At 73.6% G+C, this 13,633-nt stretch carries 15 protein-coding genes; 5 read left to right on the forward strand and 10 right to left on the reverse strand.

Annotation, left to right across the window (positions count from 1 at the left end):
* The 6 genes from AB0J69_RS53190 to AB0J69_RS53215 form a co-directional block, all read right to left on the reverse strand.
* A partial coding sequence (locus AB0J69_RS53190) for a PfkB family carbohydrate kinase (protein ID WP_364135000.1) occupies window positions 1-786 on the reverse strand: 786 nt, incomplete at its 3' end.
* The gene (locus AB0J69_RS53195; protein WP_364135003.1) at window positions 783-1,331 is read right to left on the reverse strand and encodes an SIS domain-containing protein; all 549 of its coding nucleotides are present in this window, start codon (window positions 1,329-1,331) and stop codon (window positions 783-785) included. The genes AB0J69_RS53195 and AB0J69_RS53190, both read right to left, overlap by 4 nt.
* 2 nt (window positions 1,332-1,333) lie before the next feature.
* A complete protein-coding gene (locus tag AB0J69_RS53200) occupies window positions 1,334-2,524 on the reverse strand; it encodes a glycosyltransferase (RefSeq protein WP_364135006.1) in 1,191 nt (396 codons plus the stop codon).
* Window positions 2,521-3,786, reverse strand: a complete 1,266-nt coding sequence (locus AB0J69_RS53205) for a glycosyltransferase family 9 protein (protein WP_364135009.1) — start codon at window positions 3,784-3,786, stop codon at window positions 2,521-2,523. The genes AB0J69_RS53200 and AB0J69_RS53205 overlap by 4 nt, the downstream gene beginning before the upstream one ends.
* Window positions 3,783-4,793, reverse strand: coding sequence for a glycosyltransferase (locus tag AB0J69_RS53210; protein ID WP_364135012.1), 1,011 nt, complete (start codon window positions 4,791-4,793; stop codon window positions 3,783-3,785). The genes AB0J69_RS53205 and AB0J69_RS53210 overlap by 4 nt, the downstream gene beginning before the upstream one ends.
* A complete protein-coding gene (locus tag AB0J69_RS53215) occupies window positions 4,790-6,421 on the reverse strand; it encodes a carbamoyltransferase C-terminal domain-containing protein (protein ID WP_364135014.1) in 1,632 nt (543 codons plus the stop codon). Before AB0J69_RS53215 ends, AB0J69_RS53210 begins: the two co-directional genes overlap by 4 nt.
* A 169-nt stretch (window positions 6,422-6,590) precedes the next feature.
* Here AB0J69_RS53215 and AB0J69_RS53220 point away from each other — a divergent pair, with 169 nt between their 5' ends.
* From AB0J69_RS53220 to AB0J69_RS53230, 3 genes are all read left to right on the forward strand, one after another.
* Window positions 6,591-7,184: an HAD-IIIA family hydrolase gene (locus tag AB0J69_RS53220; RefSeq protein WP_364135017.1), complete on the forward strand. Its 594-nt coding sequence runs from the start codon at window positions 6,591-6,593 to the stop codon at window positions 7,182-7,184.
* Window positions 7,181-8,116: a glycosyltransferase gene (locus AB0J69_RS53225; protein WP_364135020.1), complete on the forward strand. Its 936-nt coding sequence runs from the start codon at window positions 7,181-7,183 to the stop codon at window positions 8,114-8,116. The genes AB0J69_RS53220 and AB0J69_RS53225 overlap by 4 nt, the downstream gene beginning before the upstream one ends.
* Window positions 8,117-8,218: 102 nt before the next feature.
* Window positions 8,219-8,431 carry a WhiB family transcriptional regulator gene (locus AB0J69_RS53230; protein ID WP_364135093.1) on the forward strand — a complete coding sequence of 71 codons (213 nt, stop codon included), beginning with the start codon at window positions 8,219-8,221 and terminating at the stop codon, window positions 8,429-8,431.
* Here AB0J69_RS53230 and def read toward each other — a convergent pair.
* A complete protein-coding gene (def, locus tag AB0J69_RS53235) occupies window positions 8,367-8,882 on the reverse strand; it encodes a peptide deformylase (RefSeq protein WP_364135023.1) in 516 nt (171 codons plus the stop codon). The genes AB0J69_RS53230 and def overlap by 65 nt on opposite strands.
* Window positions 8,883-9,090: 208 nt before the next feature.
* Between def and AB0J69_RS53240 the strand changes: the two genes are divergently transcribed.
* Window positions 9,091-10,257 carry a uroporphyrinogen-III synthase gene (locus AB0J69_RS53240; RefSeq protein WP_364135026.1) on the forward strand — a complete coding sequence of 389 codons (1,167 nt, stop codon included), beginning with the start codon at window positions 9,091-9,093 and terminating at the stop codon, window positions 10,255-10,257.
* 88 nt (window positions 10,258-10,345) lie between these two features.
* Window positions 10,346-11,065 carry a CbiX/SirB N-terminal domain-containing protein gene (locus AB0J69_RS53245; RefSeq protein ID WP_364135029.1) on the forward strand — a complete coding sequence of 240 codons (720 nt, stop codon included), beginning with the start codon at window positions 10,346-10,348 and terminating at the stop codon, window positions 11,063-11,065.
* Window positions 11,066-11,086: 21 nt separating this feature from the next.
* Here the strand turns inward: AB0J69_RS53245 and AB0J69_RS53250 are convergent, their stop codons facing one another.
* The 3 genes from AB0J69_RS53250 to AB0J69_RS53260 form a co-directional block, all read right to left on the reverse strand.
* The gene (locus AB0J69_RS53250) at window positions 11,087-11,362 is read right to left on the reverse strand and encodes a TetR/AcrR family transcriptional regulator C-terminal domain-containing protein (RefSeq protein WP_364135032.1); all 276 of its coding nucleotides are present in this window, start codon (window positions 11,360-11,362) and stop codon (window positions 11,087-11,089) included.
* Window positions 11,363-11,809: 447 nt separating this feature from the next.
* Window positions 11,810-12,667 (reverse strand): PAC2 family protein, encoded by an 858-nt coding sequence (locus tag AB0J69_RS53255; protein ID WP_364135035.1) that lies wholly within the window; start codon window positions 12,665-12,667, stop codon window positions 11,810-11,812.
* Window positions 12,668-13,088: 421 nt separating this feature from the next.
* Window positions 13,089-13,547: a universal stress protein gene (locus tag AB0J69_RS53260; protein WP_364135038.1), complete on the reverse strand. Its 459-nt coding sequence runs from the start codon at window positions 13,545-13,547 to the stop codon at window positions 13,089-13,091.
* Window positions 13,548-13,633 lie beyond the last annotated feature (86 nt).

Genomic DNA, 13,633 nt, shown 5'->3' on the forward strand with positions numbered 1-13,633 from the left:
ATCTTTGAGAAAATCGTCGGCACGGAAGCGAACCTCGCGTTCATGTGCGCCGCACGCGTCCTGGCCGCCGGCCCGGACCGGCGGCGGGACCTGGGTCAGCGGGCCGCCCTCCACGGCCAGCGCGGCTCCGCGCTCGCCGGTCGTGACGGCCACGGCCCTGGCCCGCAACGCCCGAACTAGGCGGCGGGCCGCCTGGTCCGGGCCGTGGTAGGAGCCGGACGGGCACAGCAGTCGCGCTTCGGCCTCGCTGGGCGTGAGCAGCGCGCAGCCGGGCATCGGCCGCTCGCCCCGGGGATGCGGGTCCCACACGACCGGCACGGTGCTCTCGTGCAGCAGCTCGTGGGCCATCCTGGCCACGCCCCTGCCGTAGTCGGAGACCAGTACGGCGCCGGCCCGCTCGATCGCCTCGGCCGCCTCGTCGGTGGGCGAGTACCTGGCCGTGCCGTCGCCGGTGTCCAGCCTGACCAGCGTCTGGCCCCTGGACCTGACCCGCGTCTTGCGTACGGTCCCGCCACGCAGCGGCAGCCGGACGAGGTCGAGCTCCTCCGACAGGAGCCCGCACAGGCGGTGCCCGTCGGGGTCGTCGCCGACCGCCGTGATCAGCACGACGTCGGCGCCGTCGCGGGCGGCCAGCAGCGCCGCCAGCCCGGCCCCGCCGGGCCGGCCCTGCTCGGCCGACACGTCGAGCACCGGTACGGGCGCGTCCGGGCAGAGCCGCTCGGCGTCGCCCTCGACGTCCACGTCGAGCACCGTGTCCCCGATGACGACCAGCGGCCCGCCCGTCACAGCGCCTCCTCCACCGCGTCGCACAGCAGGTGGATCAGCGCGAGGTGCACCTCCTGCACGGTGGCCGTCTCCTCGGCGGGCACCGCCACGGCCTCGTCGCACACCTCCGCCAGCGGGTTCGGCGCGGGCCCGGTCATGCCCCAGGCCACGAGCCCGGCCTGCTGGGCGGCCCTGGCCGCGGCCAGCACGTTCGGGCTGCCGCCGCTGGTGGACAGGCACAGCAGCACGTCGCCGGGCCGGCCGTGCGCCCGCACCTGGCGGGCGTAGACCTCCTCGGCGCCGAAGTCGTTGGCGATCGCCGTCAGTGACGAGCCGTCGGCGTGCAGCGGGATCGCCGCGTACGGCTGCCTGTCCTCCCTGAACCTGCCGACCAGCTCGGCCGTCAGGTGCTGGGCCTCGGCCGCCGAGCCGCCGTTGCCGCAGGCCAGCAGCCTGCCCCCGGCGGCCAGCACGCCGGCCAGCTTGCCTCCCCAGGCCCGGACGGTGACCGCGTGATCATCGACCTTCTCCAGGGTGTTCCAGAGTTTCTCCAGATGAGCATCCATGATCAACCCCCCAGGGCGGCCAGATGGCAGACCTTGCCGTCAATGGCCTGCGTGTACACGGCCTCGGTGCGTTCGGCCACGTGCGGCCAGCCGTACCGTTCGCGGGCCCGGCGAGCTCCCGCCGCACCGAGCGTCGCCCGCCGGTCCGGGTCGCCGAGCAGCTCCTTCAGGGCTCTGGCCAGGGCGCGCGGCCGGCGCGGGGGCACCAGCACGCCACAGCCCGCCACCGTGTCCAGGTGGCCGCCGACCGCCGAGGCCACGACCGGCACGCCGCAGGCCATCGCCTCCACCGGGACCATGCCGAACGGCTCGTACCAGGGCACCGTCACCACGACGTCGGCCGAGCGCATCAGAGCCGGCACGTGGGTGCGCGGCACGCTGCCGATCACGTGGACGCGGTGCTCGATCCCGTATCCCTCGGCCAGCTCGCGCAGCCGCGCCGACTCCTCGTCGTCATCGGCCCCGCCGGCGATCACCAGGTTGGCGCCGGGAAGCTGGCGCATCGCCCTGATCAGGGTGTCCACGCCCTTGCGCGGCACCATCCGGCCGATGCTGAGCACGACCTTGCCCGCCGGGCGCGGCGCCACCGGCCCGTCGGGGCAGAACGCCGCCAGGTCCACCCCGCACGGCACGACCGCGATGCGCCGCTCGGGGATGCCCATCGCGCACAGCTCGTTCACCTCGTCGCTGCAGGTGGCCAGCACGGCGTCGGCGCGCAGGCCGATCTCGCGCTCGGTGTCGATCCGGTGCGACGGGCTGGTGTCCGCGTCGCCCTGCCAGCGCCGCTTGACGGTGCCGAGGGCGTGGAAGGTCTGCACCACCGGCAGCGCGCCGGCCGCCGCCCGCAGCGCCGCCTGCCCGCTCATCCAGAAGTGCGCGTGCGCGACGTCCGGCGGGCGGACGGCCCAGCGTTCGGCCAGCCGCTCGGTGAACTCCGGCATGTACGGGGGCAGCTCGTCCTTGGGGACGGGGGCCGGGGGACCGGCCGTGACGTACTCGACCGTGACGCCCGGCGCCAGGCTCACCGACTCGGGTTGCGACTCGGAGGAGCGCCGCGTGTGGACCGTTACCGTGTGCCCGCGCTCGGCGAGGGCCACGGCCAGCGCGGCGACGTAGACGTTCTGGCCGCCGGAGTCCACGCCGCCGACCGTGGCCAGCGGATCCGCGTGCTCCGAGATGAGATCGACCTTCACTGCGTCAGCTCCCTCACTGCCTTGACCACCTGCTCACTTGTCACCTGGGACAGGCACGGGTGCCCGGGCACCGGGCAGGTGCGCGCCCTGCTTCCACGGCAGGGCGCGTGTTGGTCACCCAGCAGCACCACGGGCACGCCGTACGGGGCCCACCGCGCCGCCGGGACGACAGGGGCGAACAGGCTCACGACCGGTGTGCCGACTGCCGCGGCCAGGTGCGCGGGGCCGGTGTTGCCCGCCACGAGCACGCTGGCACGTTCGATCACGGCAGCCAGTTCTGCGAATGTGGTCACGCCGCCCAGGTTGACCGCGACATCGCTGGCCACGTAGGCGGTGAGGTCACTTTCCGTGCCGGTCACGACGACCTGGTGCCCGTCTTCGGCCAACTCCCGGACGGTCTGGCGATGCCTGTCGGCAGGCCAGGTTCGGGCGGGGGCCGAGGTCCCTGGGTGCACCACGACATACGTGCCTTTGTCGGCCACGCCGCCGACGCCTAGAAAGTTCCCCGTAAATTTCTCTATATCCGGCAATGGCCGCTGAACAGCGAGTTCGCCGTCATCGCCCGCCGGCAGCTCGAACCCGGCCGCCCGCGCGACCGCCAGCATCCGCTCCGCCTCCGGCACGTCGACGCTCTCGTCCACCACGTGCCGCACGTCGAGCAGCGAGCCCGGGTAGTCGTTGCTGATGGCGGTGATCCTGGCCACCCCGGCCAGCCTGAGCAGCAGCGCCAGCGGCAGCGCCGACTGGTGGAACGAGGTGAGCAGCACCGCCTCGTCGATGCCCCCCAGCTGCCCGGCGAGGTCGCCGACCAGTTCGGGGGTGACCGGGGGCGGGGTGTGGTCGATCCAGGGGGCGTGCCAGCCGATCACCCGGTCCACGCCGGGCAGCAACTCGGCCGCGGCCCGGCCGTTCGGGCCGGCGAGGAACACCACCTCTCGGGCCTGCGTCCGCACGGCCCGTACGGCGGGGCCGGCCAGCAGCACGTCGCCGGCGTCGTCGAGCCGCGCCACGAGCACGCGCCCCCGATCCCGCCCGTCGCGCCGCCGTCGCCGCGCCGTCCCGCGCGCGGGCGCACTGCCGGGCGCACTGCCGGGCGCACTGCCGGGCGCACTGCCGGGCGCGCTGCCGGGCGCCGGGCCGCGCGACCCGGCGTCTCTCGTCGTGGTCTCGGGTGCCGGGGGGTCGTGCGTCGCCGTCCCGCGGACTTCGACGTCGCTCGGCGCCGCGCCACGCGGTGTCGTACCGGTCAAGCGTCCGCTCATCGCCGCACCCTCCATTCCCCCCGCAACCGGTGCGCGCACGCGACCGGCGGGATCACCACGCTGGTGACGGCCATCCGCAGCACCTCGCCCGGGGTACGCGGCCCCGGAGCGACGCGCCGCCACGCGAACTCCGCGGTCAGCACCGCCCACGCGCCTCCGGCGGCCGTCGCCAGCGCGGGCAGCACCCGCGGGGCCGCGGGCCGCCGCCGGATCGCCGCGAACAGGCGGTAGGCAGGGCGGCGGTCGGCGGGGCGGCGGGTGGCGAGGGTGGCGCCGGCGAGGAGGGCGGCTGCCAGTCCGGCGGCGGTCGTGAGTGCGTGCAGGCGCAGTCGGCCGGGCCCGCCGCCGATGGCGGCCCGCCACCCCGGCCCGTGCAGGCGCCGCATGAGCGCGTCGTCGGCGTTGCCGCGCTGGAAGCGCACGCTCGCCCAGAACCCGTCCGACCGCACCGGATGCGCCGTCGCCCGCGCGCCCCTCACCAGCCGGTGCCCGGCCCGCGTCACCCGCAGCGCCAGGTCGGCGTCCTCCCGGTACGCCCGGGGGAACCGCTCGTCGAACCCGTCCAGCGCCTCCAGCACCGTACGCCGGTAGGCCATGTCGGCCGTCACCCACAACGCCTCGGCCAGCCCGGCGGTGTTCCGCTCGGCGTCGGTGGGCCGGCGGCCGGCGGGCAGCGGCACCACGATGCGCCCCTGGCTGCCCGCCACGTCGTCCGGCAGGTCCACCAGGTCCTTCCAGACCGCTTCGGCCCACCCGGGCTCCGGGATCACGTCGTCGTCGAGGAACACCACCCACGGCGTGTCCGCGGCCCGCCACCCGGCGTTCCGCGCCGCCGCGGGCCCCCGCCCGCCCGACCGGACGACGCGTACGTGCGCGGGCAGCGAGAGCCCGGACGCGTCCGCCGGCTTCCGGTCGTCCACCACGACCACCGGCACGCCGGGCCCCACGGCCGCCAGCGTGTCGCGCAGCGTGGGCCGCCCGATGGTGGGGATCACCACGGTGATCACGAGGCGAACACCTCCGCCCGCCGTACCAGGTACGGTCCCAGGGCCAGCACGTCCACCGGCGAGGAGCCGAAGCACTCCAGCGCGTCGCGCGGGTCGTCCACCATGGGCCGCCCGGCGGTGTTGAGGCTCGTGTTGACCACCACCGGCAGCCCCGTACGCGCCTCGAACTCGCTCAGCACCCGCGCCATCAGCGGCTGCGTCCGCGGCGAGACCGTCTGGATCCGGGCCGTCCCGTCCACGTGCACGACCGCCGGGATGCGCGCCGCCCAGTCGGGGCGCACGTCGTGGACGAACAGCATGTACGGCGACGGCACCGGCCCCCGCCCGAAGATGTCCCCGGCCCGCGACTCCAGCACCATCGGCGCGATGGGCCGGAACTGCTCGCGCCCCTTGACGTCGTTCAGCCGCTCGGTGTTGCGGGCGTGCCCCGGATGCGCCAGCAGCGACCGGTGCCCGAGCGCGCGCGGCCCGTACTCGGAACGGCCCTGGAACCAGGCCACGATCCGGTCGGCCGCCAGCTCGGCGGCCACGGCGGCGGCCAGGTCGGCCGGGCGGGTGTGCGGCACGCGGGCCACGTCCAGCCAGGCCCCGAGCTCCTCGTCGGTGAAGCCGCGCCCGAGCGCCGCCCCGGGCATGGGCGCGGCCGGCTCGCCGTAGGCGTGCGCCAGGTGCAGCGCCCCGCCCAGCGCGGTGCCGGAGTCGCCCGCCGCCGGCTGGACCCACAGCTCGTCGAACGGCCCCTCGTCCAGCAGCCTGGTGTTGGCCACGCAGTTGAGCGCCACCCCGCCGGCCAGCGCCAGGCGCCGCTCGCCGGTCCGCTCGTGCAGCCAGCGCACGAGCTCCAGCAGCACCTCCTCCAGGCGCGCCTGCACGCTGGCGGCCAGGTCGGCGTGGTCGGAGGTCCAGGGGGCGCCCTTCTTGAGCGCCTTGGCGTACACGTTCCAGTCGACCGGCTCGACGCGGAACCCGCCGTCCCCGGTCGTGTGGATCACCTCGCGCAGCGCCTCCAGGTGGCGGGGACGGCCGTAGGAGGCCATCGCCATCACCTTGTACTCGTCGCTGGAGCGCAGGAAGCCGAGGTGCTCGGTGACGTCCTCGTACATGAGGCCCAGCGAGTGCGGGAGCTCCTGCGTGGCCAGCACCTCCAGGTCGCCGCCGCGGTAGACGCCCGCCAGGTGGGAGACGTTCTCGCCCCTCCCGTCGCACACCAGGACCGCGCAGTCGCGCCAGGGTGCGGCCAGGCCGGCCGAGGCGGCGTGCGCCACGTGGTGCGGCACGTAGCTGACCTGGCCGGGATCCAGGCCCGGCAGCGCCGTGGCGAGGAAGGCCGGGGCGCGCACCGCGTACCTCGTCCGCAGGTCCTCCCAGTCGCCCTCCGGCTTCTGGACCACCAGGGACGGGTCGTAGGAGTAGGCCACGGCGTCGATGTCCTCGGGGGCGAGGCCCGCCTCGCGCAGGCACCAGGCGGCGGCCTGCTCGGGCAGCTCCCACGCGGAGAACGCCAGCGGCCGCTTGCCGTGCTTGCGGCGGCTGAAGCGCTCTTCCTCCGCCGCGGCGACGATCCTCCCGTCGACCACCAGGGCGGCGGCCGGGTCGTGGAAGATCGCGTTGATGCCGAGAAACTTCATGCTTCCTCCCCCTAAGGATGTCGAGAACCGCTACCGAGAGAAGCGGTCCTCAAACATTTAGCGAGCTCGCGAGATGCGGAAACAGGCGTGGCCGCCTGGGATTGGTCACCCTGAGTAGTTGTTTGCCGGGGCAGGCGCCGGGTAGCTGCCGGACACGCGACGGAGGTGAATGGTGTTCGAAAAGCGACGTCCCGGCGCCGTGCTCTTCGACCGGGACGGAACCTTGATCAGGGACGTGCCGTACAACGGCGATCCGGACCTCGTCGAGCCCATGCCGGGCGCGGTAGAGGCGCTCGGCAGGCTCAGACGCGCCGACGTGCCGGTGGCCGTGGTCACCAACCAGTCGGGCGTCGCCAAGGGCCTGCTGTCCCCGGACGACATGGACCAGGTGAACGCCAAGGTGGAGGAGTTGCTGGGGCCGTTCGACGCGTGGGCGATCTGCGTGCACGACGACGGCGACGGCTGTACCTGCCGCAAACCCGCTCCCGGGCTCGTGATCAGGGCCGCCGCCGTGCTCGACGTCAGCCCCCGCGACTGCGTGGTGGTGGGCGACATCGGCCGCGACATGGAGGCCGCCAGGGCCGCCGGGGCCAGGGGCATCCTGGTGCCGACGAAGGAGACGCTGCGGCGGGAGATCCAGGAGGCCGCCGAGGTCGCGGACGACCTGACCGACGTCGTGGACCGCGTGCTGAGCGACGCGGCGGCCCCCGTGCCGGCCGTGTCGGCGCCCTGGGCCCGCGCCATGGGCTGGAGCCGCTGGTGAGGATCCTCATCTGGCACGTGCACGGCTCCTGGACCAGCGCGTTCATCAGGGGCTCCCACGACTACCTGCTGCCGCTCGTTCCCGGCCGTGGTCCCGACGGCCGGGGACGGGCGGCCACGTTCGACTGGCCCGGCAGCGCCCGGGAGGTGCCCTGGGACCGGCTGCGCCACGAACCCGTGGACGTCGTCGTCTACCAGCGCCCGCACGAGATCGACCTGGCCCGCGAGTGGCTGGGCCGCGAGGTGCCCGGCGTGTACGTCGAGCACAACACCCCCGCCGGCGACGTGCCGCGCACCCGGCACCCGCTGGCCGGGCAGAGCGACGTCACGCTCGTGCACGTCACCCACTTCAACGAGCTCTACTGGGACAACGGCCGGGCGCCCACCCGCGTGGTCGAGCACGGCATCCCCGACCCCGGCCACCTGTACACCGGTGAGCTGCCCAGGGCGGGTGTCGTGGTCAACGAGCCGGTACGCCGCACCAGGGTCGCCGGCACCGACCTGCTGCCCCGCTTCGCCGAGCGGGTGCCTCTCGACGTGTTCGGGATGAAGGTGGCGGAGCTGGCGGCGGCGGGGCTGCCGTACGGCACTTATGAGGACCTGCCCCAGCACGTCATGCACGCCGAGCTGGCCCGCCGCCGGGTCTACCTGCACCCCTACCGCTGGACCTCACTCGGGCTGGCCCTCATCGAGGCCATGATGCTGGGCATGCCCGTGGTCGCGCTCGCGGCCACCGAGGCGATCGAGGCGGTGCCGCCGGAGGCCGGTGTGCTGTCCACGAAGGTGAACGTGCTGGCCGAGGCGTTGCACGCGTACGCGGAGGATCCGGAGACGGCGCGCCAGGCCGGCAAGGCGGCCAGGGCGGCCGCGCTGGCGAGATACGGGCTCGGCCGGTTCCTGGACGACTGGGATCGGCTGCTCAGCGAGGTATAGCGCCCAGGTCAGTGGGTAGGCGTCAAGGTCATGATGATGCTCGACTGGACACGCAGGGCCGCCTGCCTCGACCTGGACCCGGAATTGTTCTTCCCGATCTCCATGGAAGGTCCGAGCCAGTATCAGGTCGAGCGGGCCAAGCGGGTGTGCGACGGCTGCCCCGTACGCGAGCCGTGCCTGAACTACGCGCTGAACACCAGCCAGGCGTACGGAGTGTGGGGCGGCACCGACCCCGCCCAGCGGAGGGAGCTCAACCTGCGGGCAGAGCCTCCGAGAGAAAGCGTTCCCGCTCGGCCGCTTCGAGGTGGTCGCTGAACAGCACGCCGTCGAGGTGGTCGGCCTCGTGCTGCAGCACCCTGGCCAGCACGCCGAGCGCCCGCACGGTCACGGGTTTACCGAACATGTCACGGCCGCGCGCCGTGACCATATAGGAACGTTCCAGCGGCCACCACACCCCGGGCGCCGACAGGCACGCCTCGTCGGCGGTGACGCGCCGCTCCGACAGCTCCAGCCGCGGGTTGACCAGATGGCCCGACTTGCCGTCGTAGGAGTAGACCACCACCCGCACCGGCTCGCCGATCTGCGGGGCCGCCAGGCCGGCCCGGCCCGAGGCGGCCCGCATGGTGGCGGTCAGTGACTTTACCAGGCGCCGCAGCTCCCGATCGAAGTCCTGGACCGGCGCCGCGACCGAGCGGAGCACCGGATCATCGAACATGCGAATAGGGCGGACCGTCACCCGCAACTCCCCGATAGGCGGCGTCGTCATGACCTACGTTTCCCTGGACCGCCTCCCGTCAACCGCGAAGCTCCTGCCTTGTAGCACAGCGGTAACAGAAGAGACCCAGAGGTGAAACCACCCGAAAGCAGTATCGGAGGGTGATCTCACTTGCGTCACACGCGCCTGTGATGCCTGGCCGGGTGCTCGGGGCCCGGCCAGGCATCCACGACTACCTGGACGACCTGGAGGTGCAGGCATGAGTGCGCTTCCCCTGGAGGGCGGCTCTTCCCCGGAGACGGCGCCCGACGCCCTGTCGGGCTTCACCGTCGGCGTGACCGCGACCAGACGGCGGGAGGAGTTCGGGGCGCTGCTGGAGCGCCGCGGCGCGCGCGTCGTCAGCGCCCCCGCGATCCGCCTCGTCCCCCTGGCGGAGGACACCGACCTGCTCGCGGCCACCCGGCTCAGCCTGGAGGCGCCGCTGGACGACGTGGTCGTCACCACCGGCGTCGGCTTCCGCGGCTGGATGGCCGCCGCCGAGGGCTGGGGACTGTCCTCCGACCTGGGCGAACACCTGGCCACCGCCCGCCTGCTCACCCGCGGCCCCAAGGCCAGGGGAGCGGTGCGCGCCGCCGGGCTCAACGACCACTGGACCCCCGCCACTGAGTCGTGCGAGGAGGTCAAGCAGTATCTCCTGGCCCAGGACCTGCGCGGGCGGCGCATCGCGGTCCAGCAGCACGGTGAGCCGCTCAGCGACTTCGTGGCCGAGCTGCGCGGGGCCGGGGCCGAGGTGATCGAGATCCCGGTCTACCGGTGGCTGCCCTACCGCGACATCTCGCCGCTGCGCCGCCTCATCAGCCAGACGATCTCCGGCTCGGTGGACGCGGTGGCCTTCACCAGCGCGCCCGCCGTGCACGCCATGCTGGGCGCGGCCCGGGCCGAAGGGCTGGAGGAGGCGCTGCTGGCCGCGTTCAGCGGACCGGTGGTGGCCGCCTGCGTGGGCCCCGTCACCGCCGACCCGCTCACCTCGCGCGGCGTGCAGACGCTGCAGCCGGACCGCTCGCGGCTCGGCGCGCTGGCCCGCGCCCTGGCCCGGCACCTGCCGGAGCACGGCGTCACCAGGGTCACGGCCGGCGACCACCAGCTGGAGATCCGCGGCCACGCCGTGGTCGTGGACGGGGAGCTGCGGCCGCTGCCGCCCGCCCCGATGGCGGTGCTCAAGCGCCTGGCCGACAAGCCGGGGCACGTGGTGTCCCGGGCCGACCTGCGTACCGTGCTGCCGGGCAGCATCGCCCGCGACTCGGCCGAGCACGCCGTGGAGATGGCCATCACCCGGCTGCGCCGGGCCCTCGGGCCCAGCGGGATCGTCGAGACGGTGGTCAAGCGCGGCTACCGGCTCGCCTGCCTGTACGAGGCGGGATTTTGACCCGCACGCCCGTCCGTTCCGCTGAGGAGTACACCATGTCCTGGGGCACCGCGTCCCCCGGCCGCGCCCGTTCCGCCGGGGGAGCCCTGTGACGCCCGCACTCGTCCTGGCCGCGCACGGCACGCGCAGCGCCGAGGGGGAGCAGACCCTGTCGTCGCTGGCCGAGACGGTCAGAAGGGCCCGGCCCGGGCAGCGCGTGGAGCTGAGCTACCTGGAGATCAGCTCGCCCCTCCTGTCGGAGGTGCTGCCCGCGGTGCGCGGCCCGGTCGTCGTGGTCCCCCTCCTGCTGGCCGGCGGCTACCACGCGCACATCGACCTGCCGGACGTCATCGCCGAGCACCGCCCCGACGCGGTCGTGGCCGGGTGGCTGGGGCCGCACCGGCTGCTGACCTCGGCGCTGGCCCGCAAGCTGGCGCGGGCCGGGCTGCGCTCCACGGATGCCGTGCTGCTCGGCGCGGCCGGCTCCTCCGACCCGGCGGCCCTGGCCGACGTGCGCGCCGCCGCCCACCAGCTCGCCGTGCGCCTGGCGCGCCCGGTGACGGCCGCGTTCGCCTCGGCGGGGACGCCGACGCTGGAGGAGGCCATGGAGCGGCTGGGCTCGACCCCGGCCGCCCGCGTGGCGATCGCCTCGTACGTGCTGGCGCCCGGTTTCTTCCACTCCCGGCTGGTCTCGGCCGGGGCGGGGCTGGTGAGCGCGCCGCTGGGCGCGGATCCCGACGTGGCGGCGCTGATCTGGCACCGCTACGACGAGGCCCTGCGCCGCCGCCGGAGCGTCGCCGGCCTGAACGTCGCCGCGGGCAGGGCCTGAACGGATGGCGGGAGAGGGGGGTCAGGCGGGCTGGACGACCGGTTCCAGCCGCAGCTCCCGGACGATCTCCTGGGCGGATTCGTCCTGCCCGGGCCCTCCGTCGGAGCCGATGAACATCTCGATGTAGGCCCGGTGGAAGCAGCCCGCGATCAACAGTCGTGCGCTGGCCTCCGGGTCCACGTCGTGCCGCACCCTTCCCAGCTGCTGCTCGGCCGCCAGGTAGGCGGCCAGCGGCGCGGTCTCCGTACGGGGCCCGAGCCCTGTCTCGCGGATGGCGTGACGGAAGCGGACGGTCACGTTCGGGGAGGTGAAGGCGGGAAGCGCAGCACTTTGTACGTCTATGTAGTATTCGATGCCCGCACGAGCGATTGGTAGAAGGTTGTCCGTTACGGACCCTTTTCCAATGCGGTGGGATAAATCGTGAAGAATGCTCAGCCAGAACGGGAGCCGGTCCTGCAGTAGGGCGAGGAAGTAATCCACCGAGCCGCCGCTGCGGTCCTCCCTGAGCGAGACGGCCATCTCGAGGATGCGCCGCCGGGTGTCCTGGCTCCTCTGGTGCGGATCTACGTGGGATGTCGCCATGGCATGCCTAACGTGCGCGGTTAGTTGAGTAGGCATCACGTGCGAAGCCGGGTTTTCAGGTTTCGGGTGACTTAAATCTGGGGTCCCAACTTGATGTAATCTTGTATGGGTCCCGATTATTACCCGAAACCGGGAAAAATTGTCGGATTTAATCCCTGAAGATTAGCTGTCAGTGTCGCGGTTGTCCCTGCGCCGCAGGTAGCGCTCGAACTCGGCCGCGATCGCGTCCCCGCTGGCCTCCGGCAACTCGGCGGCGTCCTTGCGCTCCTCGAGCTCCTTGACGTATTCGGCCACCTCGCTGTCCTGCGAGGCCAGCTCGTCCACGCCACGCTCCCACGCCCGCGCCTCCTCGTCGAGGTCGCCCAGCGGCATCGGGATCTCCAGCACGTCCTCCAGCCGGCGCAGCAGCGCGAGCGTGGCCTTCGGGTTGGGCGGCTGCGCGACGTAGTGCGGCACCGACGCCCACAGCGAGATCGCGTCGAGCCCCGCCTGGCCGAACGCGTGCTGCAGCACGCCTACGATCCCCGTCGGGCCCTCGTAGCGGCTCAGCTCCAGGTTGGTCGAACGGGCCAGCCCCGCGTCGGTGGCGCCGCCCAGGATGGGCACGGGGCGGGTGTGGGGCGAGTCGTTGAGCAGCGCCCCGAGCATGACCGCCAGCTCGACGCCCAGCTCGCGGCAGATGTAGATGATGTCGGAGCAGAACGAGCGCCAGCGCATGTTGGGCTCGATGCCGCGCAGCAGCACGACGTCGCGCTCCAGCCCCGGCGGCCGGGCGCGCAGCAGCCGCGTCGTCGGCCACACGACCGACTGGGCCAGCCCGTCGTTCATCTCCACCACGGGACGGGTCACCTGGAAGTCGTAGTAGTCGTCGGGGTCGAGCGCGATCAGCGGCTCGGCCTTCCAGGCGGACTCGAGATGGGCGATCACACCGCTGGAGGCCTCGCCCGCGTCGTTCCACCCCTCGAACGCGGCAATGAGCACCGGGTCGACGAGCTCGGGGAGCCCTTCGAGCTCTATCACGTGTCGCCTCCTCTCTCCATCGTCCCGCTAAGCCTATGCGGTAAGGAGGCATCACCGTCACCGATCTCTCCCCGAACGCCCGCCGGGCGCGGCCTCGCGGTACACCGGCCGTCGGGGGAGCGGCGCGGCCTGGCCGGCCGGGGATCGCCGGGGCCGGGGGCGTGGGCCGGGGACGGGAGAGCGGTGGAGGCGGGTAGCGGCTGGTCGCCCCGCCCACCGTCTCGCGTCCCCGCACCCGGGTCGCCGGTTGGCCGTCGCGCCGGCGCCGGGCGGTCGCCCGTCCTCCGCCCGACGGGTCGGCGTCCGGCCCCGCGCATGCCGTTCGCGCCCCGCGAAACCCGCTCGTCCGGGGACCTGTGAGCGCTGCCGGGCGAGCACCGGCTATATAGAGGTGTGCCGCCCTAGGGCGGGCGGGCGTGGGTCAGCGGCCGCCGGCGGTGGTGTGCACGACGAGTACGTCGCACGAGGCCCGATGGGTGACGCCCGACGGCACCGACCCCAGCAGCCGCCCGGCCAGGCTGTTGAGCCCCCGGTTGCCCACCACCAGCAGGTCGGCGCGGTGCCGGGAGGCCAGGGATATGAGCACGTCCACCGCCTCACCCTGCTCGGCCGCCAGGATCACCTCGGTGGCGCCCGCCGCCACGGCGTGCTCGCGCGCCGCCCGCAGGGCGTCGTCCGCCGGAGTGGACCCGCTCACCTTGTACGCCAGGTCGCCGAGCCGTTCGGCCGCCGCGGCCCGCTCGCTCTCCCGCATCGGCAGGTACGCGCACGCCAGCACGAGCGTGGCCCCGGTCGCCCCGGCCAGGGACGCCGCCGCAGAGACGGCGCGGAAGGAGGAGGTGGACCCGTCGGTGCCGACGAGGACGGTGCGGTAGGCCATGGAGCCCCCAATTAGACGTCCTGTCAATGACGTGACGTACACTAGCGCTCGTCCCCGGAAGGCGACAGCGCGAGCCCCGGAGCCGG

The sequence above is a fragment of the Nonomuraea sp. NPDC049709 genome, assembly GCF_040674815.1.
Taxonomy (GTDB): domain Bacteria; phylum Actinomycetota; class Actinomycetes; order Streptosporangiales; family Streptosporangiaceae; genus Nonomuraea.